General features: G+C 39.0%; 29 protein-coding genes. 12 read left to right on the forward strand and 17 right to left on the reverse strand.

Annotated elements, in window-relative coordinates; genetic code table 11:
* The first annotated feature begins 75 nt into the window (after positions 1-75).
* On the forward strand, positions 76-1,419 hold the full coding sequence (gene pmbA / locus BTO22_RS01205; protein ID WP_105055530.1) for a metalloprotease PmbA: 1,344 nt from the start codon (positions 76-78) through the stop codon (positions 1,417-1,419).
* 95 nt (positions 1,420-1,514) lie between these two features.
* Here pmbA and mgtE read toward each other — a convergent pair whose 3' ends face one another.
* The 12 genes from mgtE to BTO22_RS01265 form a co-directional block, all read right to left on the reverse strand.
* Complete coding sequence (mgtE, locus tag BTO22_RS01210) at positions 1,515-2,870, reverse strand: magnesium transporter (RefSeq protein WP_105053959.1); 1,356 nt, start codon at positions 2,868-2,870, stop codon at positions 1,515-1,517.
* 150 nt (positions 2,871-3,020) lie between these two features.
* Entirely contained in the window at positions 3,021-3,299 is a 279-nt protein-coding gene (locus BTO22_RS01215) for an HPr family phosphocarrier protein (protein ID WP_105053960.1), read from the reverse strand.
* Positions 3,300-3,302: 3 nt separating this feature from the next.
* Positions 3,303-4,157, reverse strand: coding sequence for an RNase adapter RapZ (gene rapZ / locus BTO22_RS01220; protein WP_105053961.1), 855 nt, complete (start codon positions 4,155-4,157; stop codon positions 3,303-3,305).
* A gap of 21 nt (positions 4,158-4,178) precedes the next feature.
* The gene (gene ptsN, locus BTO22_RS01225) at positions 4,179-4,622 is read right to left on the reverse strand and encodes a PTS IIA-like nitrogen regulatory protein PtsN (protein WP_060992534.1); all 444 of its coding nucleotides are present in this window, start codon (positions 4,620-4,622) and stop codon (positions 4,179-4,181) included.
* A 1-nt stretch (position 4,623) separates the two neighbouring features.
* Positions 4,624-4,911 carry a ribosome hibernation promoting factor gene (hpf, locus tag BTO22_RS01230; RefSeq protein ID WP_105053962.1) on the reverse strand — a complete coding sequence of 96 codons (288 nt, stop codon included), beginning with the start codon at positions 4,909-4,911 and terminating at the stop codon, positions 4,624-4,626.
* Positions 4,912-4,930: 19 nt separating this feature from the next.
* A complete protein-coding gene (locus BTO22_RS01235) occupies positions 4,931-6,400 on the reverse strand; it encodes an RNA polymerase factor sigma-54 (RefSeq protein WP_105053963.1) in 1,470 nt (489 codons plus the stop codon).
* Between the two features lie 22 nt (positions 6,401-6,422).
* The gene (gene lptB / locus BTO22_RS01240; protein ID WP_060992531.1) at positions 6,423-7,148 is read right to left on the reverse strand and encodes an LPS export ABC transporter ATP-binding protein; all 726 of its coding nucleotides are present in this window, start codon (positions 7,146-7,148) and stop codon (positions 6,423-6,425) included.
* A 2-nt stretch (positions 7,149-7,150) separates the two neighbouring features.
* The gene (lptA, locus tag BTO22_RS01245) at positions 7,151-7,648 is read right to left on the reverse strand and encodes a lipopolysaccharide transport periplasmic protein LptA (RefSeq protein ID WP_105053964.1); all 498 of its coding nucleotides are present in this window, start codon (positions 7,646-7,648) and stop codon (positions 7,151-7,153) included.
* Complete coding sequence (gene lptC / locus BTO22_RS01250; RefSeq protein WP_105053965.1) at positions 7,629-8,192, reverse strand: LPS export ABC transporter periplasmic protein LptC; 564 nt, start codon at positions 8,190-8,192, stop codon at positions 7,629-7,631. Before lptC ends, lptA begins: the two co-directional genes overlap by 20 nt.
* A complete protein-coding gene (kdsC, locus tag BTO22_RS01255; RefSeq protein ID WP_105053966.1) occupies positions 8,189-8,749 on the reverse strand; it encodes a 3-deoxy-manno-octulosonate-8-phosphatase KdsC in 561 nt (186 codons plus the stop codon). The genes lptC and kdsC overlap by 4 nt, the downstream gene beginning before the upstream one ends.
* Positions 8,749-9,723, reverse strand: coding sequence for an arabinose-5-phosphate isomerase KdsD (gene kdsD / locus BTO22_RS01260; protein WP_105053967.1), 975 nt, complete (start codon positions 9,721-9,723; stop codon positions 8,749-8,751). Before kdsD ends, kdsC begins: the two co-directional genes overlap by 1 nt.
* A gap of 203 nt (positions 9,724-9,926) precedes the next feature.
* On the reverse strand, positions 9,927-10,895 hold the full coding sequence (locus BTO22_RS01265) for a calcium/sodium antiporter (RefSeq protein ID WP_060992526.1): 969 nt from the start codon (positions 10,893-10,895) through the stop codon (positions 9,927-9,929).
* Positions 10,896-11,092: 197 nt separating this feature from the next.
* On the opposite strand from BTO22_RS01265, the gene mlaF reads away from it, so the two are divergent.
* From mlaF to idi, 9 genes are all read left to right on the forward strand, one after another.
* Positions 11,093-11,899: a phospholipid ABC transporter ATP-binding protein MlaF gene (gene mlaF / locus BTO22_RS01270; RefSeq protein ID WP_060992747.1), complete on the forward strand. Its 807-nt coding sequence runs from the start codon at positions 11,093-11,095 to the stop codon at positions 11,897-11,899.
* The gene (gene mlaE, locus BTO22_RS01275) at positions 11,892-12,686 is read left to right on the forward strand and encodes a lipid asymmetry maintenance ABC transporter permease subunit MlaE (protein WP_061004651.1); all 795 of its coding nucleotides are present in this window, start codon (positions 11,892-11,894) and stop codon (positions 12,684-12,686) included. Before mlaF ends, mlaE begins: the two co-directional genes overlap by 8 nt.
* Positions 12,687-12,688: 2 nt before the next feature.
* Positions 12,689-13,183 (forward strand): outer membrane lipid asymmetry maintenance protein MlaD, encoded by a 495-nt coding sequence (gene mlaD / locus BTO22_RS01280; protein ID WP_060992524.1) that lies wholly within the window; start codon positions 12,689-12,691, stop codon positions 13,181-13,183.
* Positions 13,183-13,824: a phospholipid-binding protein MlaC gene (mlaC, locus tag BTO22_RS01285; RefSeq protein WP_105053969.1), complete on the forward strand. Its 642-nt coding sequence runs from the start codon at positions 13,183-13,185 to the stop codon at positions 13,822-13,824. The genes mlaD and mlaC overlap by 1 nt, the downstream gene beginning before the upstream one ends.
* Positions 13,824-14,144: an STAS domain-containing protein gene (locus BTO22_RS01290; protein ID WP_105053970.1), complete on the forward strand. Its 321-nt coding sequence runs from the start codon at positions 13,824-13,826 to the stop codon at positions 14,142-14,144. Before mlaC ends, BTO22_RS01290 begins: the two co-directional genes overlap by 1 nt.
* Complete coding sequence (gene ibaG / locus BTO22_RS01295; protein ID WP_060992521.1) at positions 14,144-14,401, forward strand: BolA family iron metabolism protein IbaG; 258 nt, start codon at positions 14,144-14,146, stop codon at positions 14,399-14,401. The genes BTO22_RS01290 and ibaG overlap by 1 nt, the downstream gene beginning before the upstream one ends.
* 13 nt (positions 14,402-14,414) lie before the next feature.
* Positions 14,415-15,683 carry a UDP-N-acetylglucosamine 1-carboxyvinyltransferase gene (gene murA / locus BTO22_RS01300; protein ID WP_105053971.1) on the forward strand — a complete coding sequence of 423 codons (1,269 nt, stop codon included), beginning with the start codon at positions 14,415-14,417 and terminating at the stop codon, positions 15,681-15,683.
* Positions 15,684-15,771: 88 nt separating this feature from the next.
* A complete protein-coding gene (locus BTO22_RS01305) occupies positions 15,772-16,491 on the forward strand; it encodes a 1-acylglycerol-3-phosphate O-acyltransferase (protein ID WP_105053972.1) in 720 nt (239 codons plus the stop codon).
* Positions 16,492-16,582: 91 nt separating this feature from the next.
* Positions 16,583-17,125 (forward strand): isopentenyl-diphosphate Delta-isomerase, encoded by a 543-nt coding sequence (idi, locus tag BTO22_RS01310; protein ID WP_081091586.1) that lies wholly within the window; start codon positions 16,583-16,585, stop codon positions 17,123-17,125.
* Between the two features lie 51 nt (positions 17,126-17,176).
* Here the strand turns inward: idi and BTO22_RS01315 are convergent, their stop codons facing one another.
* The 5 genes from BTO22_RS01315 to arcA all read right to left on the reverse strand — a co-directional run bounded on the left by BTO22_RS01315 (position 17,177) and on the right by arcA (position 21,999).
* On the reverse strand, positions 17,177-17,566 hold the full coding sequence (locus BTO22_RS01315) for a RidA family protein (RefSeq protein ID WP_060992517.1): 390 nt from the start codon (positions 17,564-17,566) through the stop codon (positions 17,177-17,179).
* A 282-nt stretch (positions 17,567-17,848) separates the two neighbouring features.
* Positions 17,849-18,313 (reverse strand): aspartate carbamoyltransferase regulatory subunit, encoded by a 465-nt coding sequence (gene pyrI / locus BTO22_RS01320; protein ID WP_105055531.1) that lies wholly within the window; start codon positions 18,311-18,313, stop codon positions 17,849-17,851.
* A gap of 11 nt (positions 18,314-18,324) precedes the next feature.
* Positions 18,325-19,254, reverse strand: a complete 930-nt coding sequence (gene pyrB / locus BTO22_RS01325) for an aspartate carbamoyltransferase (RefSeq protein ID WP_105053973.1) — start codon at positions 19,252-19,254, stop codon at positions 18,325-18,327.
* Between the two features lie 271 nt (positions 19,255-19,525).
* Positions 19,526-20,530 (reverse strand): ornithine carbamoyltransferase, encoded by a 1,005-nt coding sequence (gene argF / locus BTO22_RS01335; RefSeq protein ID WP_105053975.1) that lies wholly within the window; start codon positions 20,528-20,530, stop codon positions 19,526-19,528.
* A gap of 248 nt (positions 20,531-20,778) precedes the next feature.
* Positions 20,779-21,999, reverse strand: a complete 1,221-nt coding sequence (arcA, locus tag BTO22_RS01340) for an arginine deiminase (protein WP_105053976.1) — start codon at positions 21,997-21,999, stop codon at positions 20,779-20,781.
* A gap of 153 nt (positions 22,000-22,152) precedes the next feature.
* Here arcA and rraB point away from each other — a divergent pair, with 153 nt between their 5' ends.
* Both rraB and BTO22_RS01350 read left to right on the forward strand, forming a co-directional pair.
* Positions 22,153-22,569, forward strand: coding sequence for a ribonuclease E inhibitor RraB (rraB, locus tag BTO22_RS01345; protein WP_060992512.1), 417 nt, complete (start codon positions 22,153-22,155; stop codon positions 22,567-22,569).
* An 87-nt stretch (positions 22,570-22,656) separates the two neighbouring features.
* A complete protein-coding gene (locus BTO22_RS01350) occupies positions 22,657-23,493 on the forward strand; it encodes a glycosyl hydrolase 2 galactose-binding domain-containing protein (RefSeq protein ID WP_181044535.1) in 837 nt (278 codons plus the stop codon).
* Positions 23,494-23,569 lie beyond the last annotated feature (76 nt).

Consider the following 23,569-nt stretch of genomic DNA (forward strand, 5'->3'; position numbering starts at 1 on the left):
TAAATGGATAATTGGGCGCAAATTTATCACATAGAATGTTATTCTAGTAAAAATGTATATATTCAGTCAGATGTTATGGATGCAAAAGCCCAAATGATGAATCAAAAAATAGAACTTGAAGCTGCAGTAGCCAAGGCGTTAGAAATGGCTACACAACACGCGAGTGCTGCAGAAGTCGCAATCACAAAAACAACTGGTATCAGTGTCTCTACTTTAATGGGAGAGGTTGAAAACGTTGAATTTAATCGTGATGGCGCGTTAGGCATTACTGTTTATCGAGGCCACCGAAAAGGCAGTGCATCGACATCTGATTTAAGTGATAAGGCGATTCAGCAGACCGTTGCTGCGGCTTTAGATATCGCGAATTATACTTCTGAAGACCCATTTTCTGGACCTGCGCCAAAAGAATTAATGGCGAAAAATATTCCTGATTTAGATTTGTTTCATCCTGATGAGCCAGAGCCTGGCTATGCAGCACAAAAAGCGATTGAAGCTGAACAGGCGGCATTAGAGTATCACTCGTCGATTAAACAGAGTGATGGTGCAAGCTATGACAGTCATTATGGCATTAAAGTTTATGGTAACAGTCACGGCATGTTAGCGAGCTATCCATCAAGCCGTCACAGCATCAGCTGTAGTGTCATTGGCGTGGACAAAAATGGGGATATGGAGCGTGACTATAGTTATACCGTTGCTCGTCAACGTGATGATTTGTGGGATGCTAAGAAAGTTGGTTTAGATGCAGCTGAACGAACCGTAAGTCGTTTAGATGCTCAGAAACTAAATACAATGAGAGTACCTGTTATGTTTGCTGCTGATGTAGCAACTGGCTTGATGGGACATCTTGTGATGGCCATCAGTGGTGCGAACCTTTATCGTAAATCAACATTTATGCTTGATAAGTTAAACGAAAAGATTTTACCTGAATGGTTTAATGTTAGCGAACGTCCACATATATTAAAAGGTTTAGCAAGTAGCCCATTTGATAGTGAAGGGCTATATACGCAAGATAGTGAAATTATTACTGATGGTGTGTTAGCTACATACTTATTAACAAGTTACGCTGCTCGTAAATTGAATATGACACCAACAGGTCATGCGGGTGGTATTCATAACTGGTTTGTAAAATCAACGGGTCAAAGTTTTGAGCAGATGCTAAAAACCATGGGTACAGGGCTTTTAGTTACTGAGCTTATGGGGCAGGGCGTAAATACGGTTACTGGTGATTATTCTCGTGGTGCCGCTGGTTTTTGGGTTGAAAATGGTGAGATCCAATACCCAGTATCAGAGATTACGATTGCAGGTAATTTAGCTGAGATGTACCAAAATATTATCGCAGTAGGTAATGATGTTGAAACGCGCTCACAAATTCAAACGGGTTCAATCTTGATTGAATCAATGAAGATTGCGGGTCAATAATATTTCCTTCGGTTAGACTAAGTTAAATCTAAGATAAAAAAGCGCACTGTCATTGAATGAGAGCGCGCTTTTTTGATTCTAGTATTAAAAAACAATTACATAAGGATGGTTGCTAGGCCAAGAAAAGCAGATAAACCAATAATATCTGTGATGGTTGTTAATGCCATTCCTCCCGCTAGTGCAGGATCAATATTCATTTTCTTTAGAAGGACAGGAATAGCAACACCTGCAATTCCGGCAACGGTTAAGTTAACGAGCATCGCTGCAGAAATGATAGCTCCAAGCATGATGTCGCCCTTCCACACCATGACGATACCGCCAATGATAGAAGCCCACAAAATACCATTAAGCAAGCCTATTCCTGCTTCTTTGAGCAATAACTCCTTCTGGTTACTGTCACCGATGTGGCCAACCGCTAGACCACGGATCACTAGAGCAACGGTTTGGTTACCGGCAACACCACCCATTGAAGGGACAATCGTCATTAGTACGGCAATCGATGCCATTTGCGCCAATGTGGCTTCGAACATATTAGAAACCGATGCAGCAGCAAGAGCGGCTAATACATTCATGCCTAGCCATACACTACGACGTCGAGCTGATTTAACGACTGGTGCAAAAGTATCTTCTTCGTCATCCATACCAGCCATACTCATCATTGAGTGTTCGGCATCTTCACGAATAACATCGACCACATCATCGATGGTGATACGACCAAGCAGTAAGTGATTTTCATCAACTACAGGTGCAGAAACCCAGTTTCGACGTTCAAATAGATTGGCGACTTCACCATCGTCAGTATTTACTGGAATGGCTTCATCTGCATCATCCATGACTTCATTAACAAGAATGTCTGGTTGAGTAGTTAAAAGAGTCGCTAAAGATAAGTGGCCAATTAGGCGGCTCTCTTCGTCAAGAACATAAAGGGCATCTGTTGATTCTGGAAGATCGCCTTTCATACGTAAATAACGTAGAACTACATCAATTTCAACATCGGCTCGAATGGTAATGAAGTCGGTATTCATCATACCGCCAGCCGTATCTTCTGGGTAAGATAGCGCAGTTTCTACACGAAACCGGTCTACTGTGTCCATTTGGCTTAATACTTCACGAGAAACATCGTCAGGTAAGCTACGAAGAACGTAAGCGACATCATCTGTCTCCATACCTTCTGTTGCTTCTACAATGCTCTCAGGAGCCATTCTAGAGACAATACCGTCTTTTACATCTTCGGACAGTTCGTCAAGAATTTCACCGTAATCTTCAGGATCGGTTAGTTGCCATAATACATTACGGCTTTTTCTGGGTGATGCTTCTAATAGATGGGCAATATCCTCGGGTTCCATGTCTTGTAATAAACGTCGTACATGGACAAACATCCCACTATCAAGTGCATTAGATACTTCTTGAAGAGTTTGATGGGTTTGATCGAAATCTTGTGGTTCTTGCATGCTCTCCCCCATTTAATCGCTGTTCTAACTCGAATTATGAGTATAGACAATCTAGATTAGATAATGGGCTGAATAGTAACGTAATTTAGAGAGGACGATAAGTGAATTTTGTGAGGATTGGGTCAAACTATTGATGTTGTAAATAATAACTTATTCATCTTCGTCAAAACCAGCTTCAATAAGTTCGCAAATGGCGTTCAATGCTTGTTCAGCGTCAGGGCCATCGGCTGAAACATCAACAAATTGTCCTTGTGCAGAATCAAGCATAAGTAACCCCATAACGCCATCGGCGGTGGCTTGTTTGTTCTCATCATTCGTCAATGTTATTACGGCATCAAAGCTTTGTGCCATCTCAACTAACTTGATAGCGGCTCTTGCGTGTAAACCAAGACGATTCTTGATTAAGAGGTGGCGAGATGAAATTGGCATAGATCAGTGTCTCTCTAGTGTTTTATGACGTATTTGGACTTGTTTCCCTTGTTCTTTAAAATACTGACCTAGTTGTTGAGTTATATAAACAGATCGGTGCTGCCCACCAGTGCAACCGATAGCAACGGTTAAATAACTGCGATTATTTTTTTCTAATGCGGGTAGCCAAGTGGTTAGAAAACCTTGGATTTGTTCTTTTAATTGAATGACATCATCATGTTTTTCTAAGTAGTCTGCGACTGGTTTATCTAAACCAGTCATTGGTCTTAGTCCCGGTTCCCAGTGCGGATTAGGTAAGAAACGAACATCAAATACATAATCAGCATCAGTGGGTAAACCGTGTTTAAATCCAAAAGACTCAAATACCATAACTAATTCTTTTGATTCTCGACCGAGAATTCTAGATCGTAAGGTTTCACTTAGATCATGAATTGATTTTGTTGTGGTATCGAGAACAAGATCGGCTTCTTCTTTAAAATCACTAAGAATGTTTTTCTCTAACTCAACGGCTTGCTCTAAAGAGCATTGCTCTCCAATAAGGGATAATGGATGTAAGCGGCGAGTTTCACTGTAGCGTTTTATTAGCTCTTTATCTTCGGCATCTAAAAATATGACAGTAACATCATGAGATTGTTTTAATTCAGCTAATGTATTTTTCAGTAATGACGGATCTTTAGGTAGGTTTCTAATATCAACACTTACAGCCACATTTTGGCTGCTGTGCTGAATTGACTCAACAAATTGTGAAAGAAGGTCAACAGGTAAATTATCAACACAATAATAGCCTAAATCTTCTAATACTCGCAGTGCAACAGATTTACCTGCGCCCGAGTTTCCACTAACTACCATGAGTTTCATTATGATGACCTTTGAATCGATTTAAGAAGTGAAAAGTTGATACAGTTCTTGATCAGTTTCGGCGTGGCGAAGTTGACGTAAAACGTGTTTATCATTGAGTTTTTCAGCAACACTAGACAATGTTTTTAGGTGTAATTTACATTGTTCATCTGGCACAAGTAAGGCAAAAAGAATATCGACAGGACGATTGTCTATCGCATCAAACTCAATTGGTTCTTGGCATTGAAGTAATACTGCGACTGCGTTATCACAGTTAAAAATTCGACCGTGAGGAATAGCGATACCGTTGCCAATACCTGTACTTCCCATTTTTTCTCGGTTTAATAAACTTTCAAAAAGATCTTGAGGGTTTTGGTCTATATGAGGGGCTGCAATTTCACTGATAAGTTCTAATGCGCGTTTTTTGCTTGTACATTGGACTGCACTTTTAGTGCAATCCAATGAAAGAATGGTGCTTAATTGCATGTTAATGACTACTTAGTTTTTCTTTATGTTTATTGAGTTGGCGAACAAGTTTATCCACTAAACTATCAATAGCGGCATACATATCTTCTGCGTCAGAATGGGCGTGTATGTCACCTTGATTTACATGAAGTGTTGCTTCGGCCACATGCAGTACTTTTTCTAACTTTAATACCACATGCACATGATTTATATGTTCAAAAAAACGGTCTAATTTTTGGAATTTGGTTTCTACATATTCACGAAGGCTATCTGTAAGTTCGACGTTTTGACCTACGATGTTTATTTGCATAACACTTCCTTTCTGTTAATTAGAGTAAACGTTTACGCTGATTTGATGGGGCAATCCCAAGTGATTCACGATATTTTGCAATGGTTCGTCGTGCTACTTGGATCCCTTGTTCAGCTAGTAAAGTGGCTATTTTACTATCACTTAATGGTTTGGCTTGATTTTCAGCTGCGACCAATTTTTTCACTAGTGCCCGAATCGCAGTTGATGAACATTCACCACCGTTATCCGTACTAACATGACTAGAGAAGAAATATTTTAATTCAAAAATACCACGAGGGGTATGCATGAATTTTTGTGTTGTTACGCGAGAAATTGTTGATTCGTGCATTTCAACATCCAAAGCGATGTCATTAAGCACCATTGGCTTCATCGCTTCAGCACCATATTCGAAGAAATCTTGCTGATGTTCAACTATACAACGTGCAACTTTGAGCAGCGTCTCGTTTCTGCTCTCTAAACTTTTAATTAACCATTTCGCTTCTTGCAAATTAGTTCGAATAAATTGTCCATCAGGACTATTGCCTAATCCTTTACCTAATGCGGCATACTCGGCATTAACTTTTAATCGAGGGACGCTGTCTGGGTTAATTGTTACTACCCATTTCCCATTATGTTTAAATACTGAAACATCCGGAATTACGTATTCTGTATCTGTATCAATTACACGGTTACCAGGGCGAGGATCAAGCTTATGGATCAGCATCATTATTTGCTTTAAATCTTGTTCTTTAAGCTTAGTCTCTTTTGCCAGTTGTCGGTAGTCTCGATTACCTAATAAATTAATATGTTCTGTTAGAATAAGCTTTGTTTCAGGAAGCCAAGGGGTGTCATGAGGATAGGTCGCGAGTTGTAATAGCAGGCATTCAGCCAGATTGCGTGAAGCGACACCTAATGGATCAAATTGCTGAATTCGTTTTAGTACTGCTTCTACTTCATCAATCTCTACATCATCATTACCAACACTCTCGAGTACCTCATCAAGAGCAATTGTAAGGTAGCCGTAGTCATCTAAAGACTCAATAATTGTAGTAGCAATAGTACGATCAATATCACTGAATGGCGTTAAATCAGCTTGCCACATTAGGTAATCTTGAAGGCTTTCTGTTGTTTCACCTTGATATAGCGGGGTATCATCGTCGATAGCTAATCCAGTGCTGCCACTGTTAGCGCTGTAAACGTCATCCCAGCTAGCATCCATTTCTAATTCTTCAGATATATTATTGCTCTCAATAACATCACTGCTGTCAGTTACAGGTGTTTCTTGTTCTGCTGTTGCTGTTTCTTTTTCAGGTGTCGGCTCTGGAGATAATAAACTTTCAGGCGTGCTCAATTGCTCTTCTTCAACATCAAGAAGAGGATTAGAGTCGAGAGCTTCTTGAATCTCTTGCTGCAGGTCAAGTGTCGATAACTGTAGTAATCGAATGGCTTGCTGCAACTGTGGAGTCATTGCAAGCTGTTGGCCCATTTTTAGCTGAAGAGATGCTTTCATTATTTAGCTATACCTTTATATATTACAACTTAAATTGATCACCAAGATAAACGCGTTTTACGTGTTCATCATTCAAGACGTGATCTGGCGTGCCGTTTGCAATCATATGACCCTGACTTACTATGTAAGCGTGTTCACATACATCAAGGGTTTCACGAACGTTATGGTCTGTAATTAACACACCTAAACCGCGATCTCTTAAATGTTGAATGATTTTTTTGATATCGATTACAGAAATAGGATCGACACCAGCAAAAGGTTCATCAAGTAGAATGAATTTTGGGTTTGCAGCCAGTGCACGCGCAATTTCTACTCGACGGCGTTCACCACCAGAAAGTGCCATACCATTACTGTTACGAATATGCTGGATATTAAATTCATCTAATAACTCTTCAAGCTTATCTAAACGTTCTGGTTTTGATAAATCTTTACGAGTTTGGAGCACTGCCATGATGTTATCAAAAACAGATAATTTTCTAAAAATAGAGGCTTCTTGTGGTAAATACCCAATCCCCATTTTTGAGCGGTTGTGCATTGGTTGCAGTGATATATCAACGCCATCGATAGTGATAGAGCCTTCATCACGAGAAACTAACCCTACGATCATGTAGAAAGAGGTTGTTTTACCAGCACCATTTGGTCCTAATAAACCAACAATTTTACCAGACTCAACGGTCAGGCTTACATCGGAAACCACTTTACGGCTACCGTATGTCTTTGCGAGATTTTTTGCTTCTAAAATGGCCATAATTATTTTTTATTCAATTGGCTAGGCTGAAGGATGGTTGTAACGCGTTCGTTTTTACCACCATCAGCAATTAGTTTTTGGGTTTGCATATTGTAAGTAATTACTTTCCCTTGGATAATACTGTCATCTTGAGTTAATTCAGCACTATCCGTCATTTTTAGAAATTCATTTTCTAACTCATAACGTAATTTATTTGCTTTACCCTTCAGCGTTTTACCATCATCAGTCAATTGACTAAAACGCGCTGGTTTTCCGTAAGCTTCTAGGATCTCTCGGCCTTCTTGACCTTGAGGTCTAATTACCACCAATTTATCTGCAAAAATTTTGATACTGCCTTGCTTTAAGGTAACGTCACCTAAAAAAGTGACTTGGTTACTTTGCATATCAAAATTTTGCGAGTCTGAGTTTATGTGAATTGGTTGTTCTGTATCGCTGCTTAGTGCCCAGCTTGGGGAGCTAAATAGCAGACCAGCAAGTAGGCTAATTTGTGAAAGCTTCATAGATACCTTGTACATTCTTTAATAGGGTCGCTTGTTGACTGGTAAAATTACCTTTCATTCCTACGCCTGTCGTTTCAAACGTTGGGCCAACAAGGTTAACGACATCTTCTGTCATAAAATCTTTAGTAGAGAGCTCTATTGTTAAGCTGTCAGTTGTCATTGTTTCAAATGCTGCTTCAGGCAGTAAGTTTTTGACAATCACGTTACCGCTTAAGTAGAGGACGTGTTTTTTGTTTAAAACGCCAATATCAGAAATTATTTCCCATTCCTTTATTTTTCCGTCTTGGAAGACAAAAAGGTGAGGAGTAGTAAAATTAGTTTCGCCTGTTTTAGCAAAACGCTCTAGTGCTTTCGCGTTAATTTGATAATTGCGAACACCATTTTCATCATAATTATTATTAGTTGTGTTTCTACCCGTAAAAACAGGAACTTGCTGATCAGGAGCGATTTGTTGATCGTTCTGAGTGTACTCATAATATAAGTAGTACCCTGACCAGGTAGAGATCATTAATAATATTGTCATGAAAAGATGTTTTAAGGTCATATACTTAAACCTTTATGCTGTTCTAACTCACCTTTTGCTTCTAAGATCAAATCACTGACTTCTCGAACAGCACCATGCCCACCTTTAATCGTGGTTACATAGTTTGCTCGTTGAACGAGCAGTGGGTGTCCATCAGCGACACATACTTTTAATGCCACTTTATCCATTACTGGCCAATCAATGAGATCGTCACCGATGTAGCCTGTGTGTTCTGGAGCTATATTGAGTTTAGTTAAAATATCTTGGTATGCTTGTAATTTATTGTCTTGGCCTTGGTAGAGCAGTTTAATACCAAGCGCTGTCATGCGGTTTTCTACAATCTTAGAATTACGGCCAGTAATGATAGCGATCTCTACACCTGCAGACATTAATGATTTTACACCGTAACCATCACGAGTATGGAACGTTTTTAGCTCTTCCCCGCTATTGCCCATATAAACAAGACCGTCAGAAAAAACGCCATCAACATCACAGATCAGTAATTTTATGTCTTTTGCAATGTTGAATATAGACTCTTCAACATTGCCATAGAGCGTTGGAATGAATTTAGCTGTCATTACATTACACCTGCTTTCAATAAGTCGTGCATATTAAGAGCACCAACTAAGCGGTTATTTTCATCACACAGTAGTAAGCCATTAATTTTCTTATCTTGCATTAAATTTAGGCCTTCTACCGCTAATAAATTTGGATTTGCAACGGCTGGAGAAGGAGTCATTACTTCACCAATAGTTTGAGTATGGATATCAACGCGATTATCCAATAAGCGACGTAAATCACCATCAGTAAAAATACCAATGACTTTTTGCTCGCTATCAACAATAGCTGTCATGCCAAGTCCTTTTTCAGAAACCTCTAGCAGCGCCGTTTTAATTAATGCGCCTTCGGTTACCATTGGTAACTCATCATCTTTATGCATGATATCAGATAATAATAGCAGTAATTTACGGCCTAATGCGCCACCTGGGTGAGACAAAGCAAAGTCGTCAGCAGTAAATCCTTTTGCTTGCAGTAGAGCAACAGCAAAAGCATCGCCCATTGCTAAGGTTGCTGTTGTACTTGATGTCGGTGCTAATCCTAGAGGGCAAGCTTCCTGAGGTACGGTTATTTGCAGATTAACATCAGCCACTTTAGCCATACTTGATTCAGGATTTCCCGTCATGGTAATAAGAGTAATACCAAGGCGTTTAATTACGGGCAGTAAGGCTAAAATTTCTCCCGCTTCCCCTGAGTTTGAAATGGCAATAACTACATCGCCTTTTTCAATCATGCCTAAGTCACCATGACTTGCTTCACCTGGGTGAACAAAGAAAGAAGGGGTGCCAGTACTTGCTAAGGTAGCCGCAATTTTATTACCGATATGTCCCGATTTCCCCATTCCCATTACAACGACCTTACGCTTACATTCCAGCATTAATTGGCATGCTTTGGTAAAATCATCATTAATGTAGTTATTCAGTTGGGTGAGTGCATCAATTTCAATTTGAAGAACATTTTTTCCTGCTTTGCAGAAATCAAACTGAGTTGCCATCGGGTTACCACCTTTTATTTGGGTTATAGCAGATGTAAGAGCTAGAAGAGTAGCGTATACAATTATTATGCCATATACCAGAGGTAGTTCAAGGTAGAGTGGTTTCTAATGAGGAAGGGAATGTGAAAAATAGATAGGTCATCAATTAATACTAAGTTTTATTGATGACCTATTTGTGTTTTTGTGGCTATTTAACGATAGAGTTACATTGAGTAAAACAGGTAACCTTGATAAGCCAAGAAGCATGTAACTAAGATGCTACCTTCAATTCTGTTAATGCTACGGCTCTTACCTAGTGCCATAAACAATAATAAAATCGAGACCCCCATCATTACGTAAAAGTCTCGTCCCATTAAGTCTGGGCTTATTTCTGATGGGTTAATAAGTGCAGGGATCCCCATAACCGCGAGAATGTTGAATACATTCGAACCGATAATATTACCCGCAGCCATATCGTCTTCACCTTTTAAAACACCAGCTACTGAAGCTGCAAGTTCTGGAAGGCTTGTCCCTAAAGCAATAATCGTCAAACCAATAACGAGATCACTCATACCAAAATACTTAGCAATAACAACCGCGTTGTCGATTAGCATGTTTGCGCCAACAGGCAGTAAGATTAAACCAACAACGACCCAAAATAGAGCTTTTTTATTTTCAACACCTTCTGGAATTTCAGATTCTTGCTCTTCAAGAAGGTTGTCACCATTTTTTTGTTCGCTTTTGCTAATGTAGAGCATCGCAATAATGAAAGCTGCAAAAAGGGCAATTAACAATAAACCTTCATTAAAACCAAGGTAATTGTTGTACATGATGCCGCCAGCTAACAAGGTTACAATTAGCATCAGTGGTAATTCACGACGGATGATGCCAGAACTGATAGCAAGTGGTTTGATTATCGCGGTAATACCTAAAATTAACGCAATGTTAGCGATGTTTGAGCCAATTACATTACCTACGGCGGTATCTGTTTTACCATCAAGTGCAGCAGCTGCTGATACCATCATTTCAGGTGCAGAAGACCCCATGGCTAAGATAGTCATACCAATGACTAATGGCGAAATTCCGTAGTTTCTCGCTAACGCGGCAGAACCAAATACCAGTTTATCTGCGCCCCAAACAAGTAGAGAGAGCCCAACGATAAGAAGTAGAGATGGCATGAGCAGCTCTGTCATGGTGTTAATTTCCTTTTGTAAAAGATGTTTTTATAGTTAACCATCAATTTTGACGCTTCTCTGACGAAAAGGAAAGAAAAAAGGCGACTCAGGAAGGGGATATTCGAAAGAATGTTAAAAATAATAAGTTTGATGGATAAGTTAACGTATACTTATCACTATGTTGCTAGGAAGGGCTTTTGATGAAAAGTAATGATATGAATATAGGCACAACTTTAATAAAAGTCGAAAACTTAACCTTTAAACGTGGTGATAGAATTATTTTTGATGATATTAATTTATCAGTACCAAAAGGAAAGATAACGGCGATTATGGGGCCGTCAGGTATTGGTAAAACCACGTTGCTAAGATTAATTGGTGGTCAAATTCCTCCAGAGTCGGGAAATATTCATTTTGAAGAGTGGAATATTCCTAAGCTAGGCCGAAAAGAATTGTATTTAGCCCGTAAAAAAATGGGCATGCTATTTCAATCTGGCGCTCTTTTTACTGATATGAATGTGTTTGATAATGTGTCTTTCCCGTTGCGCGAACATACAAAATTATCAGAGGAATTCATTCGTACATTAGTATTGCTAAAGCTTGAGGCGGTAGGATTACGTGGTGCAGCCGAGTTAATGCCAAGCGAATTGTCTGGTGGTATGGCTCGTCGAGCAGCATTGGCACGAGCGATTGCATTGGACCCAGATCTCATTATGTATGACGAACCTTTTGTTGGCCAAGATCCTATAACAATGGGAGTCTTGGTTGATCTAATTCGTAATTTAAATGATGCTTTAGGACTTACTTCAGTTGTAGTATCTCATGATGTTCCTGAAGTTATGAGTATTGCTGATCATGTGTATCTATTAGCTAATGGACAGATCATTGCTCAAGGTTCACCGCAAGAACTTGAAGATAACCCTGATCCTCAAGTGCGTCAGTTTTTGGATGGTCGTTCTGATGGACCTGTTCCTTTTCGTTTTCCAGCGAAACCATTAAATGAGGCATTGTTTACTCATGAGTAATTTTTCACTTATTTCGTCAATTGAGCAACTTGGTAAGCGAGCCTTATCGGTTTGTGAAATGTTCGGGCGAGCCACTTTTATGTTACTTGGGGCAATTATTGCCAAACCTCAACCAGTAAAAATGTTTCCATTGTTACTAACTCAACTGTATTCAGTTGGGGTTCGTTCTTTGGTCATCATAATGGTTTCTGGTTTATTTATTGGCATGGTCATCAGCCTTCAAGGCTATGTCATCCTTGTGGATTATGGCGCAGAAACCAGTTTAGGCCAGTTAGTATCGTTGTCCTTACTACGAGAGTTGGGCCCAGTGGTTACAGCATTACTATTTGCAGGGCGTGCAGGATCTGCATTAACGGCTGAAATTGGTTTAATGAAAACGACAGAACAACTTTCTGGTATGGAAATGATGGCCGTTGATCCTTTGCGTCGAATTATTGCTCCGCGTTTGTGGGCTGGTGTTATTTCAATGCCACTATTAGCAATGATTTTTATGGCGATCGGTATTTGGGGAGGGCAGATAGTTGGTGTCGAATGGAAAGGTATTGATTACGGTAGTTTTTGGTCATTAATGCAATCATCAGTTGATGTGCGTTATGACATAGTAAACAGCATTATTAAATGTGTGGTGTTCGCCTTTATCGTGACGTGGATTGCGTTATTTAATGGCTACGATGCAACACCGACCTCTGAGGGGATCTCATTGGCAACAACACGAACGGTAGTGCATTCGTCACTGGCGGTATTAGGTATTGATTTTGTGCTGACAGCACTGATGTTTGGGAATTAATTATGCAACAGACACGTAAAGTAGAGTTTTTTGTTGGTCTTTTTGTTTTAGCCGGGATGGCAGCGTTATTAATGTTATTGCTTAAAGTGGCGGACGTTCGTAGTGGCGGTAGCGGTGAGTATTACACGCTAAATGCACAGTTTGATAATATCGGCAGTTTGAAATCTCGCTCTCCAGTTAAAATTGGCGGCGTAGTGGTTGGTAGAGTTGAGGGTATTACTTTAGATACAGAAAGTTATTTGCCTGTCGTTAGTATGGAAATCGATAAGCAGTTTGGTCAATTTCCTGAAACTTCTGCGGCACAAATTTTAACGTCAGGATTAATTGGCGAGCAATACATCGGGATCGTACCTGGATTTATTGATGAAGATATCGATATGTTAGGCAATGGTGATTATATTGAAGATACTAAATCGGCTTTAGTTCTTGAGGATATGATAGGACAAGTACTGTATAGCATTGGTGGTGACTCATCAGATAAAAGTGAGGAAGAATAATGAAACAATGGTTGAGTATGTTTGTAGCGGTAATTACTCTGTTCTCAGGAGCAGCTCACGCCCAAGAAATTGATAAAACAAAACCTTATGAAATGATGGCGCAAGTGTCAGAAGATACTTTTGCTCGTTTAAAAGCAGAACAACCTGCAATTCAAAAAGATCCTAATGTATTAAAAACGGTCGTTGAAGAAGAATTAATGCCGTACGTTAATGTTAAATATGCCGCTTATAAATTACTAGGTCCTCACCTGAAAAAGACAAGTTCCGAAGAAAGAGAGCTATTTGTGACGGCTTTTCGTGAATATTTAGTATCATCTTACGCTCAAGTATTAACGTTATACACGGATCAAAAAATCATTTTAGAGAAACCAAAAGCAATCCCTGAAAAGAAATCTATAATTAGTGTCCGTGTTGATATTCTTGACTCCGCTCGACCAACGGTAAAAGTTGACTTTAAGCTTCGTAAGAATAAAAAGACGTCAGAATGGCAAGCGTTCGATATGGTTGCGGAAGGTGTGAGCCTATTATCAACAAAACAATCTGAGTGGAGCGCAAAAATCCGTAAAGATGGTATTGATTCGGTAAGCAAAGAATTGACTTCATTAGCAGCTCAACCTATTCGTTTAGAGGGAAGCAAGTAATGAGTTATGTGGATTTATGTGAGTCTAACTCTGATGAAATTTACTTCAAAGGGGCTCTTGAACGTGAGACTGTGCCTAATATTTGGAATAAATTGACACAATGGAAACCTAATATTACACAAGTAAAGGTAGACTTAACTCACGTTAATCGTATTGACTCAGCAGGTGTTGTGTTACTTTTACACCTAATAGAGCATGCAAAAAAACAAAACTGTCATATAATGCTTGCTTTCGTCCCTGATCAGCTCGTTACTTTAATTAAATTAAGTAATGTGGAATCATTGTTTGCTGATCACTTAATAACGCAAAAGGTAGAGTAATGGATAGCGCCGAGATTAAAGAATTATTAGACGCAGCACTTCAACTTCAAGAGATTCACGTTAAAGGTGAAGGAAGCCATTTTGAAGTTATTGCTGTGGATGAATCGTTCAATGGAATGAGCCGAGTTAAGAAACAACAAACCATCTATGGACCTTTGATGGAACACATCTCAACAAATACCATTCACGCTCTATCAATAAAAGCGTTTACTCCGGAAGAGTGGGCACGTGATAAAAAATTAAATAGCTTATTCTAAGAGGCCCTTTTGAATGTATAAGTTTCGAATTCAAGGAAGTGAACAACCACTTTCTGGAGAAGTTACGATTTCTGGTGCAAAAAATGCTGCACTGCCAATTTTATTTGCAGCACTGCTGGCTGAAGAACCAGTAGAAGTTGCAAACGTTCCAAAATTACGTGATGTAGATACAACTATGGAGTTATTACAACGCCTAGGTGCTAATGTTTCTCGTAATGGTTCAGTTCATATTGATGCTAGCGGCGTTAATGATTTCTGTGCGCCGTATGACCTTGTTAAAACAATGCGTGCATCAATTTGGGCGCTTGGTCCATTAGTTGCTCGCTTTGGTAAAGGCCAAGTATCGTTACCTGGTGGTTGTGCTATCGGTGCTCGTCCTGTTGATCTTCATATTCACGGACTTGAGCAACTTGGTGCAACGATTAAGCTTGAAGAAGGCTACGTTAAAGCGGAAGTTGATGGTCGTCTGAAAGGCGCTCATATCGTAATGGATAAAGTAAGTGTTGGTGCAACAATCACTGTGATGTGTGCAGCAACATTAGCTGAAGGTAAAACTATTTTAGAAAACGCAGCGCGTGAACCTGAAATCGTTGATACTGCGAACTTCCTAAACGCCATTGGTGCGAAAGTATCTGGCATGGGTAGTGATACTATTACTATTGAAGGCGTAGAGCGTCTTGGTGGTGGTTATCATGAAGTGGTTGCTGACCGTATTGAAACGGGTACTTTCTTAGTTGCTGCTGCTGTATCAGGCGGTAAAGTTGTTTGTAAGAACACTAAAGCGCACCTTCTTGAAGCAGTGCTTGCTAAGCTTGAAGAAGCGGGTGCAAAAGTTGAAACGGGTGAAGACTGGATTAGCCTGGATATGACTGGTCGTGAGCTTAAAGCGGTAAATATCCGTACAGCACCACACCCTGCATTCCCAACAGACATGCAAGCACAGTTTACTTTGCTAAACATGATGGCAAAAGGCCCAGGCATTATTACTGAAACGATTTTTGAAAACCGTTTCATGCATATTCCTGAACTGCAACGCATGGGCGCTCATGCTGAAATCGAAGGTAATACCGCTATTTGTGGCGATACTGATGGTTTAAGTGGTGCTCAAGTGATGGCGACAGATTTACGTGCCTCTGCAAGCCTTGTGATTGCTGGTTGTATAGCGAAAGGTGAAACAATTGTTGATCGTATTTATCATATCGACCGTGGTTATGATAAGATCGAAGACAAGTTAACCGCATTAGGCGCGAATATCGAGAGAGTTCGTAGTAGCGATTTATAATCTTACTGATTATTTTGCTGAAAAGCTAAGCGGAAACCGGGTATATAATTACCCGGTTTTTTATTGTTTGTATGTAGGAGAAACACTTATGATCGCATTGTTACGCCTAGTTGCTCTGGCTATCTTTGCTGTCTTTACGTTTGTATTTGGCTGTGGCTATTGTTTACTGAGTCCACGTAATCCAAAACACGTTTATACTTTTGGTCTATGGTTTGCTCGTATGTCACGAGTGTTTGGTATTAAACTTGAAGTTCGCGTTCCTGAGAGTGTTAAGAATGCAGGCCCAAGTTTATATATTGCTAACCACCAAAATAACTGGGATTTATTTACGGTTTCTGGTGCTATTCAGCCTCGAACGGTAACGGTAGGCAAAAAAAGCTTAGCGTGGATGCCATTATTTGGTCAGCTTTATTGGATCACGGGTAATATTCTTATTGACCGTAATAACCGTAGTAAAGCCGTTGGTACTATTGCTCAAGTAGCGGATAACATTAAAAAACGTAATGTGTCTGTTTGGATGTTTCCTGAAGGAACTCGCTCTCGTGGCCGCGGATTATTGCCATTTAAAACGGGTGCGTTTCATGCTGCAATAGCTGCTGAGGTTCCTGTAACGCCAATTGTATGTAGTAATACTGAAGGCGTAAAATTAAACCGTTGGAATAATGGTGTTGTGATTGTTGAAATTTTACCGGCGGTAAGTCTTGATGGTTACGATAAAACAAACGTTCGTGAGCTAGCGAATGAGTGTCGTGAACAGATGAAAACTAAGCTAGAAGAATTAAACAAAGAGGTTGCGGAGCGCAGCTAAGTTTAAGTTTTTATTATAATTTTAAGGGTATGCAGCTTGCTGTATACCCTTTTGTTTTTGATGTGTATATCCTTAAAACGTGTAGATAATAATGAAAGAAGAAGTCGTCCTTGTAAACCAACAGGGTCAAGCTATTGGTACAATGGAAAAGTTAGAAGCGCATGAAAAAGGCCTATTACATTTGGCTTTCTCAGTTTTGCTTTATCGTAATGGTAAAGAAGAAAGAGAATTTCTTTTACAAAAACGTGCGGAGTGTAAATATCATAGCAAAGGCAAGTGGAGTAATACCTGTTGCTCACATCCAAGACTTCATGAGTCGATTGAATCAGCTGGAGAGCGTCGATTAGAAGAAGAAATTGGCATTACTGATGTCGCTGCAAATGCATTTGAAAATTTGGGTTGGTTTATTTATCAAGCAGAGTTAGAGAATGGTTTAAGTGAGCATGAGTTGGATTATATTTTATTAGCAAACTCCCCTGACGTTAACTTTACGATTAATCCAGAAGAAGTTAGTGATATTCAATGGTGGCGAGAGAGTGATATTGCAAAAGAGTTAGAAAAAAATCCTACTATTTTCTCTGTATGGTTTGAAACAGTCTATTCTCAAACAATACAATATTTGAATAAAAAATAAGGCAGAAACTTATAGAGCCTACCTTAATTACGTTATTTATTGCTTTTGATCTTATTTGCGGACGGCAATAGCTTCGATTTCAATGCCAACATCTTTTGGAAGACGAGCAACTTCAACACAAGAACGTGCAGGGTAGTTTGCTACTTTATGTTCATCAAAGAAGTTGCCATACACTTCATTTACAGTACCAAAATCATTTAAGTCTTTAACAAATACCGTCATTTTTACAATATCAGAAACAGTTAGGCCAGAAGATTCCACAACCGCTTTTACGTTTTCTAGAGATTGACGAGCTTGTTCTGCAATATCATCAGATACTTCCCCAGTTGCTGGATTGACAGGGATTTGGCCAGAAGTCAGTACCATGTTACCAAGATCAACACCTTGAATGTATGGACCAATTGCTGCTGGTGCGTTATCTGTATGAAGAACTTTAGTCATTGTAATGATTCCTTTTTGAATGGATGAATATTATACCAATCAACATAAATATTTGTTCATTCTTGCTTGTTAAAATTGATTATAGCTGCGTTATAAATTTTATAATTAGAACTACTAGTTATAAAACATATGCCTTGCTCTAATCGATTTTTCCTACGCAATTCTCTGAACAACTACTTATCCAGATTGGTATTAGGTTCAATAAACCCAATATAAAACAAACTTTACCAATAAAAAAGCCCCAGAATATCTGAGGCTAAAAATTGTGTATTAACAATAGGATTAATTTAAATCAGTGACTACTTCACGTGAATATACTTTCTCGCAATACTTACACTTTAAGTGAACATCTTCGTTTTTTGTAATGACTTTAAAGCTACTATCAACGGGCTCACCATGAGTAATACAATTGCTGTTTGGACACTCAAACACACCTGTAATTTGTGTTGGTAGCTGAAGAGGGATCTTCTTCGCCACTTCATAGTTTTCAATTTGATTAACCGTTGCGTGTGGTGCATAGAGTGCTAATTTACTTGCTTGCTCTGGCGTCACAAAGGTGTTTTCAATTTTCAATAAATCTTTAGAGCCCAAAGCAGAAGAAGGTAAGTTTAAGCCTATCGTTACGCGTTCTACTGTTTTATCCATCTGAAATAGCTTTAAGACTTTAACACCAATATTTGCAGGAATATGGTCGATTACTGTTCCGTTGTTAATAGCTTCAACACGTAATTGAGTTTTATTAGGCATCATCGTTTCTCCTAAAGTGTTTCATTAAGAACAAGCGCTAATAGAGCTTGTCGTGCATAAACGCCATTTTCTGCTTGTTGGAAATAATAAGCGTGTGGTGTTTTATCAACATCAGTATCAATTTCATCGATACGAGGAAGCGGGTGAAGCACTTTTAGGTTGTTACGAGCTGGCTGTAAATCTTGCGCAGAAAGAATATAAGCTGATTTAATATGCGCATATTCAGATTCATCAAAACGCTCTTTTTGAACACGAGTCATATACAGAATATCTAATTCAGGAATTGCATCTTCCATACTATTAAGTAGCTGGTATTCAATGCCTAATTCATCTAACTCTTCACAAATGTAATCAGGCATTGCTAATACTTCTGGTGCGATAAAGAAGAACTTAACACCATTAAATTTAGCTAACGCTTGAGTTAAAGAGTGAACGGTACGACCGTATTTTAAATCACCAACAAAGGCGATATTAATATTATCTAAACGACCTTGAGTTTCGTAAATAGTATACAAGTCTAATAAGGTTTGCGTTGGGTGTTGGTTTGCGCCATCTCCGGCATTAATTACTGGAGTGCCGTTTGAGAATTCAGAAGCAAGGCGTGCTGCACCTTCTTTAGGGTGACGCATAACATAAGCATCGGCATAAGAAGCTATGATTTGAACTGAATCGGCTAGAGTCTCGCCCTTTTGAGCAAGAGACGTATTACCAGCAGTATCAAAACCAATGACTGAACCACCTAAACGTTGAATTGCGGTTTCAAAAGATAGGCGAGTACGAGTTGAGGCTTCAAAAAAGCAGCTTGCAATAACCTTATTCTTTAATAGATCAGGTTGAGGTTCTTTTTTGATTTTCCCTGCTGTTTCTACGATCAGTTCTAGCTCTTCACGAGATAGTTCTGGAATAGAAATGATATGCTTTTGATATAGCGAGTTAGCCATAGTCTCTCTTCCCTTTAGTGTGTCAGTCATATTTAAATCAAAAAAAAGCCCCCTATAAAATAGGAGGCTTTAAAAATATCGGTAATTAGGAAAATCAAAAAATAGGGGACCACCACACTTTGTTAGTGCAGGCATAGGGTCGACCGCTGTATGAATATAAGTCAATAACATCATAATTTCCTAGTAAATTGCGCGAGATTATACTCGTATCAAAATCCTAAGCAAGCGTTTGCATCAAACTTATTTCTATTTCCTTTATTGGGTACTTAGATTAATTACCTAAGGTTGCAACCATAATCGCTTTAATTGTGTGCATGCGATTTTCTGCTTGATCAAATACGATAGAGTAGTCAGATTCAAAAACTTCGTCAGTAACTTCTAAACCATTCATACCATACTTTTCTGAGATTTCTTTTCCAATGGTTGTTTCATTATTATGAAAGGCGGGTAAACAGTGCATGAATTTCACGTTTGGATTTTCGGTTGCTTTAATTACATCCATATTGACTTGATAAGGCGTCATTAATGCGACACGCTCATCCCATGCTTCTGGTGCTTCACCCATAGAAACCCAAACATCTGTGTATAAAAAGTCACAGCCTTTTACGCCTGTTTGTACTTCTTCCGTTAGGATGATTTTGGCGCCAGTTTGGGCTGCTATTTCTTGGCATTGAGCGACTAATGTTTCTTCTGGCCAAAACTGTTTTGGTGCAATAAGACAGATCTCCATGCCCATTTTTGCTGCGCCAACCATCAGCGAGTTGCCCATGTTATTGCGTGCATCACCAAGGTAGGCAAAAGTAATTTGATTTAACTGTTTACCATTTGCATATTCTTGCATTGTAAGAAAGTCTGCCAGAATTTGTGTTGGGTGAAACTCATCAGTTAATCCATTCCAAACTGGAACGCCAGCATACTTACCGAGTTCTTCTACAATGGATTGACCAAAGCCACGGTATTCAATGCCATCATACATACGGCCAAGTACGCGAGCAGTGTCTTTCATTGATTCCTTTTGACCAATTTGAGAACCTGATGGACCAAGGTAAGTGACTTTAGCTCCTTGGTCAAAAGCAGCAACTTCAAAGGCACAGCGTGTACGAGTAGAGGCTTTTTCAAAAATAAGTGCAATATTTTTACCTGATAGGCGAGGTTGTTCATATCCTGCGTATTTTGCTTTTTTTAAATCAGCAGATAACTTAAGTAAATGCATAATTTCTTTAGGGGTAAAATCTAATAATTTTAAAAAATTTCTGTTACGTATATTAAAAGCCATACCGTGCTCCTAGCTGATAGTCTTAATCCGATAAAATACATTTAAACATAAAAATGCATTAAATGTGAATTTTTATTTTAAAGGGCTATACCAGTCACAGTAAGTAAGTGATCAGAAATAGCGCAGGAAAAATGCTTGAGAACAAGGCGAAATTTTTCGATAAGTAGTTATTCTACAATCAAAAATTTCAACGTAGTTATCGAGCATTTTAACCAGCTAGGATGACCAGTTATTTACTACGATTGGTATTAAATGCCATCTCTTTCAATAGGACAACTCATACAGCGAGCACCACCACGGCCTCTGCCTAATTCATCCCCGGTAATTGGTAGTACCTTTATGCCGGCTTTATCGTATTTCTCATTGGTATAAGTATTTCTTTCATAAGCAACGACAACACCCGGTTTAATGGTTAATACATTATTAGCATCATGCCATTGTTCGCGCTCTGCTTCATAACTATCACCACCCGTTGTAATAATATTAAGTGAATCTAATTCTAAAGCGGACATCAGAGTGTGCTGAAAGTTTGGCATCTCTTTAATCGCCAGTTGTTGCTCGCCGCAAGCGGTAATTGACCAGCAGGACATTGCCATGTCAATGACCCTTGGATAGACAGAAAATACATTATGATCCATATGAGTCATGACGGTATCTAAATGCATACAAGAGCGATCTTCTGGCAATTTAATGGCTATAACTTGCTTTGCTTGATGTGTTCTAAAGAGTTGCTTTGCTAAATTTTCAATGCCTTGTGGTGTGGTTCGTTCTGAAATACCGACTAAGACATTTCCTTTGCCGATAACTAATACATCCCCACCTTCTATAGTCGCATTATCATAGTATCGATTTTCATCTTCAAAATAACGGGGGAATGAATGATTTGAAAATAAAGGATGCCACTTATAGATTGCTCGCAAATGATTTGATTCTCTCTTCCTTGCTGCTTTTGCCATAGGGTTAATGGAAACGCCACCATAAATCCAGCATGAAGTATCTCGAGTAAATAAATGGTTTGGTAATGGGTCAATGACAAAGTCAAAAGGGTCACTTAATTGTTGTAGCATCGATGGAGCTTTGAATGGTAATTCGATAAATGCCAAACCACCTAATAAGATTGAAGCCAATTCTTTATTGTCTTTTTCGAGTAAAAAGACCCGAATTTGATTAGCAAAAGTAGGGCCGAAACGATAGTGAGATATTTGATGTCTCAGCAACCATTGCTTTGCTTCTTTGTTTGCTAATGTTTCTTCTAATAAATCTTGAAGTAATAAGACTTCTACATCTTGTTGTCTGAGGGTTTTTACAAATTGATCGTGTTCAAGCAGTGCTTTCTCAACAGAAAGTACATCATCAAAAAGTAAGTTACGGCAATTGGTAGGGGTTAGGTGACTCAATGCTCTTTCTGGACGATGAAGAATAACTCGGCGAAGTTGACCAATCTCAGAGCCAACAAATAGCTTATTCATAAGATTCCTTTCTAATATCTACAGCTAGTAAGAGAAATAATACCGTATAGCAGCTAAATATTCTTTAATTATTGAAGTGCTAGGGAATTTGGTTTGAGCAGGCTATAATGCCCAAGTTAATTTCTATTATTTTATACAGTGTGGAGTCTTACTATGTCTCAAGAAGATGAATATCTATCGGTTGAGCAATTTCTTGAATTGCAAAAAGCGGAAACGCGTGAAATTATTGAATCGCTAAAAGCCGACGGAAGTGAGCCTGACGCACTGTATGCTATCGAGCACCACTTAATGGCGGAAGACTTTAAAGCGCTTGAAAATGCGGTTGTTGAAGCATTTAAAATGGGCTTTGAAGTATTAGAAGCTGAAGAGCTTGAAGATGAAGATGGTGCTAAGATCCTTTGCTGTGATGCAGTAATGGATTCAGCGTTAGATGCTGAAGTTATTGATGCTCAAGTAGAAAAATTGGTTCAACTGGCTGAGAAATTCGACATTATCTATGATGGTTGGGGCACATACTACGAAGGCGAAGACGCTGAGTATGATGTTATCGAAGATGGTGACGACGAATAAAAAATTGTCGAATAGCGACAATTGAGAGACTGTGCCCTAGGCTTGTAATAACAAGTGTAGGGCATTTTTTTAGGGATGAATATAGTAATGAACTCAAGAATTATACTTAATGGTAAAGAAGCGTTATGGCAACTTTCACCGTTAACTGACACAAAATTGTCCATTAAAGACATTCCAATTCAACAAGGCGTTGCTTCTGCTCATGATGCTCTTTCTGTTGAAGATGCAGATAGTCAAGAATGGCATTTAATGCGTTTTTTTGAGGTGGATGAAACGCTGCTGAATTATCCTGCGGTTGAATTAGTGATGAGTGGGATCTCTCGCTATGCCGAGGTGCGAATTAATGGTGTAGCCGTATTTGATTGTACTGAAAAAATGACTCGTTACCGTAAAGACATCAAAGAGTTTTTACAGTTAGGTGGTAATCGTTTCGAAGTTCTCTTTTTAGAAGAAGATGACGATGATTGGTTATTAGATGATGATGACGTCAGTAATGTCTGTGAAATAAATCAGGCATATCATTATCGTTTTGGTGCAGTAAAAGACAGCGATATTAAAGATGATATTGGTGTGTTTGGTGTTTGCTTTTTCCAGCCAATCCCTCATCTTTCTCTAAACCATATTAGTGTTGAGCAAATATGGCACCATGGTTGTGAGCTTAAAGTCGATGTTCATTTTAAAATGTACAAGCCAAATTTAATTTCAGCCAGCATTAAGTTTGATGGCATGACATTAACGATTCCTGTCGACGTAAGAGGCGAGCATGTTTCTGCACTATTTCAGGTTGAAGCACCAAAGTATTGGGATGACCAAACGAAGAACTCAAATGATTTATATGTGGTTTCTGTGATACTTGATGGGCAACTGCATGAACTTGAGATTGGATTATCAAAAACTGAAAACGTCATTCACTTTCCTTTGTAAGTAGACTCATTAATTTTAGTGAATTGATTTTTTAGTTATAAAAAGAGACAGGTAACAAAAAGGCCGATGTATTAAC

The sequence above is a fragment of the Aliivibrio sifiae genome, from assembly GCF_002954705.1.
GTDB classification, from domain to species: domain Bacteria; phylum Pseudomonadota; class Gammaproteobacteria; order Enterobacterales; family Vibrionaceae; genus Aliivibrio; species Aliivibrio sifiae_A.